The organism is Kitasatospora sp. NPDC024654 (genome assembly GCF_055559155.1).
Genome location: NZ_JBVHLF010000018.1, coordinates 109,045 through 115,044 on the forward strand (window position 1 = coordinate 109,045; position 6,000 = coordinate 115,044).

A 6,000-nucleotide genomic window follows, 5' to 3' on the forward strand; every position below is an offset into this window, starting at 1 on the left:
AGCCCAACCGGACCCGGCCATCACGCCACGCCGGTATGCCGCCTTCGCACGCCGATCTCGCACGGAGAGGCGACCCGCCATGACCTTGCAGACCCCCCAGCCCCCACCCAGCGCGCTGCGCGCCGTCCTGGCAGCACTGACCTCGGAAACCGCTCTGCGGCAGCCCGGGGCCGCCGCCCTCCGCCATCCCACCGGCCCGCTGTTGCCGGCCCATCCGCTGGCGGTGCACCAGCTGCCCTCCGGGGCCGGTGCCTCCCGCACGCTGACCCTGGCTCCGCGGACCGGCTGGCGATTCCTGATCAAGCACGGCGGCGAGGTGGTGGCGGCGGCCGAGGTGGCCAAGGCGGCGGAGGGACACACCTTCTCGCACTTCGCGGCGGGACCCTACCTGGACTCCACGCTCCAGGCACTGGCGCAGGCCTGGCAGCTGGCCCATCCGCTGCGCGGTCGGCACCAGCCACGGCTGCTGTCGATACCGGACCTCTACGCCACCGCGCTCTGGCTGCACAACACCGACGCCGGTCCGGACGGCGACCTGCTGATCCCGCTCGCGCCGGCCCCGCTCGGGGTCACCGGGCACCGTGCCTATCCAGCCGCCGAGCTGCTCGCGCTGCTGGCCCGCCCGCGTACCGTCGCGCCCGCCCCGCTGGCCGCGGTGCCCGCGCTCTGACACCCCCGCTCACCCACTCGGGCTACCTCGCTCCCACCCGGCCGAGTCAGGCCGGGTGACCCGTTCAGCACACCGAAATCGCCGCGTGCCATCTGAATGGGTGATCTCTGCCCCGGAGTTGTGGCGCGCGTCGGCAAACTGCTGCGGGACGGTCGCAAGACGCCGACACTGGGAACCAGCGTGGAAGGACCCCCTGTCCTACCCACAGAAGCGCCGGTTCACACCTGGGCCGGCGGGACAGGATCCGACCACCGTCTACGGCGCCGCGGCCGACCGGGCTGCCGGCCCGCAACGGGGGCGTGATCGTGAGCGAAGCGAGGTACGAAGATGTGCCAGCACCGTCCTGAGTGCCCGTCGGCCGACTCGGCCGATCGGGAGGCGGCCGTAGCGGTCGCCTGTCACCCCGAGCAGGGCTGGAGCCTGCTCTGCAACGGGGTCCTGCTCTTCGAGGACACCGGCGAGCTGCTGCCGGACGGCCGGGTGATCGCCCCCCGCCGCTCGCTGGTCGCCGCCTGACCAGAAGACCCGTCCGACCAGAACCCGTCCCACCAGAAGACCCGAGCAGCACACCGCGCGTGGGCCCCGGAGGAGCGTTCCTCCGGGGCCCACGGGCTCGTTCACACAGCTCAGACGCCGTACTCGTCCAGCGGCGGGCAGGAGCAGACCAGGTGACGGTCGCCGTACGCGCCGTCGATCCGGCTCACCGGCGGCCAGTACTTGTCCGCCGGGTTCACCCCGGCCGGGAAGACCGCCTCCTGCCGCGAGTAGCCGTGCGCCCAGTCGCCGGCCAGCGTCGCCGCCGTGTGCGGCGCGTTGCGCAGCGGGTTGTCGTCCGCCGCCCACTCGCCCGCGCCGACCTTGTCGATCTCCGCACGGATCTCGATCATGGCCTCGCAGAACCGGTCGATCTCGTACAGGTCCTCGGACTCGGTGGGCTCGATCATCAGCGTGCCGGCCACCGGGAACGACATGGTCGGCGCGTGGAAGCCGTAGTCGATCAGGCGCTTGGCGATGTCGTCGACGCTGACCCCGGTCTCCTTGGTGAGCGGGCGCAGGTCGATGATGCACTCGTGCGCGACCAGGCCGCCCGGGCCGGTGTAGAGCACCGGGAAGTGCGGGGCCAGCCGCTTGGCGATGTAGTTGGCGTTCAGCACCGCGACCTGGGTCGCCTGCTTGAGGCCCTCGCCACCCATCAGCCGGACGTACGCCCAGGAGATCGGCAGGATCGCCGCCGAGCCCCACGGCGCGGCCGAGATCGGGCCGACGCCGGTGGCCGGGCCGGCCTCGCTCTGCAGCGGGTGGTTCGGCAGGTACGGCGCCAGGTGCGCGCGGACCGCGACCGGGCCGACGCCCGGGCCACCGCCGCCGTGCGGGATGCAGAAGGTCTTGTGCAGGTTCAGGTGCGAGACGTCGGCGCCGAACTTGCCCGGCTTGGCGAGGCCGACCAGGGCGTTCAGGTTGGCGCCGTCCACGTAGACCTGGCCGCCGGCCTCGTGCACCGCGGCGCAGATGTCGGTGATCTGGGTCTCGTACACGCCGTGGGTGGACGGGTAGGTGACCATCAGCACGGCGAGCTGGTCGCGGTGCTGCTCGATCTTCGCCTTGAGGTCGTCGACGTCGACGTCACCGTCGACCAGCGTCTTCACCACGACCACCCGCATCCCCGCCATCACCGCGGAGGCCGCGTTGGTGCCGTGCGCGGAGGACGGGATCAGGCAGACGTCGCGCTGGGTGTCGCCGTTGGCGTGGTGGTAGGCGCGCACCGCCAGCAGACCGGCCAGCTCGCCCTGGGAGCCGGCGTTCGGCTGGATCGACACCGCGTCGTAGCCGGTGACCTCGACCAGCTGCTGCTCCAGCTGACGGATCAGGGTCAGGTAGCCCTGCGCCTGGTCAATCGGGGCGAAGGGGTGCAGCTGGCCGAACTCCGGCCAGGTGACCGCCTCCATCTCGGTGGTGGCGTTGAGCTTCATGGTGCACGAGCCCAGCGGGATCATGCCGCGGTCCAGCGCGTAGTCACGGTCCGCCAGGCGGCGCAGGTAGCGCAGCATGGCGGTCTCGGAGCGGTGGCTGTGGAAGACCGGGTGGGTCAGGTACTCGTCCTCGCGCAGCAGCCCGGCGGGCAGCACGTCGGCGGCCTCGTCGACCTCGCCGCCCGGCACGCCGAACGCGGCCCAGACCGCGGCCAGGTGCTCGCGGGTGGTGGTCTCGTCACAGGAGATCGAGACGGTGTCGGCGTCGGCCCGGTACAGGTTGATACCGGCCTCGCGGGCGGCGGCGACCACCTGGTCGGCCCGGCCCGGCACCCGCGCGCTGACGGTGTCGAAGAACTCGCCGTGCAGCAGCTCGAACCCGCCCGCGCGAAGCCCGGCGGCCAGCGCGGCGGCGTAGCGGTGGGTCCGGCGAGCGATGTCGGCCAGGCCGTCGGGACCGTGGTAGACGGCGTACATCGAGGCCATCACCGCGAGCAGCACCTGCGCGGTGCAGATGTTACTGGTGGCCTTCTCGCGACGGATGTGCTGCTCGCGGGTCTGCAGCGCCAGCCGGTAGGCGCGGTTGCCGTCGGCGTCCACCGAGACACCGACCAGGCGGCCGGGCAGGCTGCGGGCGTACTCGGCACGGACGGCCAGGTAGCCGGCGTGCGGGCCGCCGAAGCCCATCGGCACGCCGAAGCGCTGCGAGGTGCCGCAGGCGATGTCGGCGCCGAGCGCGCCGGGCGACTTGAGCAGCGTGAGCGCCAGCAGGTCGGCGGCGACCGCGACGATCGCGCCGAGCTCGTGTGCCTGCTCGATCACCGGGGCGAGGTCGCGGACCGCGCCGGACGCGCCGGGGTACTGCAGCAGCACGCCGAAGACGCCGCGCTCGGCCACCTCGGCCGGGATCCCCGCGGAGAGGTCGGCGACGACCACCTCGACGCCGGTCGGCACCGCCCGGGTGTTGATCACCGCGATGGTCTGCGGCAGGGTGTCGGCGTCGACTAGGAAGACGCCGCCCTTGACCTTGGTGACCCGGCGGGCCAGTGCCATCGCCTCGGCGGCGGCGGTGCCCTCGTCCAGCAGCGAGGAGCCGGAGGTGGGCAGCCCGGTGAGGTCGGCGACCACGGTCTGGAAGTTGAGCAGCGCCTCCAGGCGGCCCTGCGAGATCTCCGGCTGGTACGGCGTGTAGGCGGTGTACCAGGCCGGGTTCTCCATGACGTTGCGGAGGATCACCGGCGGCGTGAAGGTGCCGTAGTACCCCAGCCCGATCATCGGGGTGAGCACCTGGTTCCGGCCGGCCAGCTCGCGCAGCTCGGCCAGCACCTCGGCCTCGGTGCGACCGGCCGGCAGGGCCAGGCCGGTGATGCTGCGGATCGCCTCCGGGACGGCGGTGGCGGACAGCTCGTCGAGCGAACCGAAACCGACCTGCGCCAGCATCTTCTCCTGGGCGGCGGTGTCGGGGCCGATGTGGCGGGATGCGAAGGGGCTGGCGCCCTCGAGCTCGGTGAGGGTCGCGGAGCCGCGGGGACGGCCGGCGGTCGGCTGGGCAGTCATGGGGTCGAGGCCTCCTGGTCACGGACCGGCGGGGGCCCGCACGCCGGCCGGCCCCGCCGCTGTGGACAGCGGATCGGCCTGGACGGGCGAGCCCGACAGGCCTCCCCCTCTGTCATCGGGACCTGAGAGCTTCGCCCGCGCGGGGCTGACGCCCCGCCGGCTTGCACCGTCGGTGAGGGTGGACGCCACCGGCTCCCGCGCCGGCGGTCCTGCCCTGCTTTCCAGAGTGACCTATCCCACACGGTACGGATGCCTGAGAGATTCCGGGGAGGGTTTGCTCCTTCGGCGCCTCGGACCTCCTTCTTTCGAAGGTCGAGGACTCTCCCGAGCGGGTTCGGCGGTCGCGCCCAGGGTACCAGCGGAGACGCCCGCAATGGTCGGTCAGGTGAGCGACCGCACTTCCCCGAACAGCCCAGCCCCCGCACGGACGGCGGCGCTCCGCTCGCTGCCGTCCCCTTCGTGGCTTTTGGTGTGAATCGAAAGCAGGAGCGACTGGAGGAAAGCGTGCAGACCGACATCGACCCCCGAGACCTGATCGGGCACAAGGCCGTCGATCGCAACGGCGACAAGATCGGCACGGTGGACGAGGTCTACCTCGACGACGCGACCGGCGAGCCCGAGTGGGCCGCGGTTCGCACCGGGATCTTCGGCCGGGACGCCTTCGTCCCGCTGACCACCAGCGAGTTCTCCGGCGAGGAGCTGCGCGTCCCCTACGACAAGTCGTTGATCAGGGACTCTCCGGACTTCGGGGTCGGCCAGCATCTCTCCCCCGCCCAGGAGCTGCAGCTCTACCGCTACTACGGCCTGGACTCGCCGAGCGCCGCGCCGGCCACCGCGGCCGCCACCCCGACAGCGACCGCCACCCCGACACCGACCGCGACGACCACCGCCCCGACAGCGGCCACGGCCCCGACGCCGGCCACGGCAGGCGCCGCCCCGACACCGGCCGCCACGACCACCGCCCCGACGCCGGGCACCGCGGGCACCCCGGCAGCCCCGGCGGACCTGGACTTCGGCGTCGCCACCCCGGCCGCTGCCCCCCGCCCGCTCGCCGCACGCCGCACGGCCGCCACCCCGCAGCACGGCACGACGGCCCCCGCGGCCAGCAGCCCCACCGCCCCGACCTCCGCCGCCGCGGCCACCGCGGGCACCGTCGGCCTGGACAAGCCGGTCGGCCTCGACAAGCCGGTCTCCCCGCCCCGCCCCGGCACCCCCGACCCGGTGCACGCCGCCACCACCCGCCCCATCCCGCCCCGGAGCACCGTCGCTCCGCCACCCGGCCCGGTCGAGCTGACCCTGCGCGAGGAGCGCCTGGAGGTCACCAACGAGTGGCACCTGCTGGGCACCGCCCGGATGCGCAAGTACGTGGTGACCGAGCCGGTCGAGCGGCGGATCCAGGTGGTCAAGGAGCGGGTCCGGGTGGAGCGGATCCCGGTCGGCGAGACGGAGCGGTCCGCACTCTCCGCCCAGGAGGTCGCCGAGGCGGTCGAGGAGGTCGAGCTGCACGAGGAGCGCCCGACCATCCGCAAGTACCTCGCACCGCTGGAGCGGGTGCGGCTGATCGTCGAGCGGTACACCGAGGAGAAGGTCATCCGTGACGAGCTGCGCCGCGAGCAGGTGGAGATCCACGACAGCACCACCACCCCGGCGGCCCCCACCGCGCAGCACGTTCCGTCCGGGCCGCCCCGCAGCGCCCCGGAGCGCCGCTGACGAGACCGCCCCGGGGGGGGGGGGGGGGGGGGGGGGGGGGGGGGGGGGGGTGGTGGGGGGGGGGGGGAGGGAGGGTGGGGGGGGGGGGGGGGT

Annotated in this window: 4 protein-coding genes and 1 riboswitch; of the genes, 3 read left to right on the forward strand and 1 reads right to left on the reverse strand. The window is 73.5% G+C overall.

Annotation, left to right across the window (positions count from 1 at the left end; translation table 11 throughout):
• Positions 1-79: 79 nt before the first annotated feature.
• Both ACZ38L_RS14045 and ACZ38L_RS14050 read left to right on the forward strand, forming a co-directional pair.
• A complete protein-coding gene (locus tag ACZ38L_RS14045) occupies positions 80-670 on the forward strand; it encodes a hypothetical protein (protein WP_465692536.1) in 591 nt (196 codons plus the stop codon).
• A gap of 327 nt (positions 671-997) precedes the next feature.
• On the forward strand, positions 998-1,186 hold the full coding sequence (locus ACZ38L_RS14050; protein WP_396568372.1) for a DUF5999 family protein: 189 nt from the start codon (positions 998-1,000) through the stop codon (positions 1,184-1,186).
• Between the two features lie 110 nt (positions 1,187-1,296).
• Here ACZ38L_RS14050 and gcvP read toward each other — a convergent pair whose 3' ends face one another.
• Complete coding sequence (gene gcvP, locus ACZ38L_RS14055) at positions 1,297-4,197, reverse strand: aminomethyl-transferring glycine dehydrogenase (protein WP_465692539.1); 2,901 nt, start codon at positions 4,195-4,197, stop codon at positions 1,297-1,299.
• 231 nt (positions 4,198-4,428) lie between these two features.
• Positions 4,429-4,534, reverse strand: a riboswitch (glycine riboswitch).
• Positions 4,535-4,701: 167 nt separating this feature from the next.
• Between gcvP and ACZ38L_RS14060 the strand changes: the two genes are divergently transcribed.
• The gene (locus tag ACZ38L_RS14060; protein ID WP_465692541.1) at positions 4,702-5,907 is read left to right on the forward strand and encodes a PRC and DUF2382 domain-containing protein; all 1,206 of its coding nucleotides are present in this window, start codon (positions 4,702-4,704) and stop codon (positions 5,905-5,907) included.
• Positions 5,908-6,000 lie beyond the last annotated feature (93 nt).

What these genes read in the sequence shown, in the direction of transcription:
- ACZ38L_RS14045 (WP_465692536.1), top strand. Translation starts at nt 80, where the DNA reads ATGACCTTGCAGACCCCCCAGCCCCCACCCAGCGCGCTGCGCGCCGTC.
- ACZ38L_RS14050 (WP_396568372.1), top strand. Translation starts at nt 998, where the DNA reads ATGTGCCAGCACCGTCCTGAGTGCCCGTCGGCCGACTCGGCCGATCGG.
- gcvP (WP_465692539.1), bottom strand. Translation starts at nt 4,197, where the DNA reads ATGACTGCCCAGCCGACCGCCGGCCGTCCCCGCGGCTCCGCGACCCTC.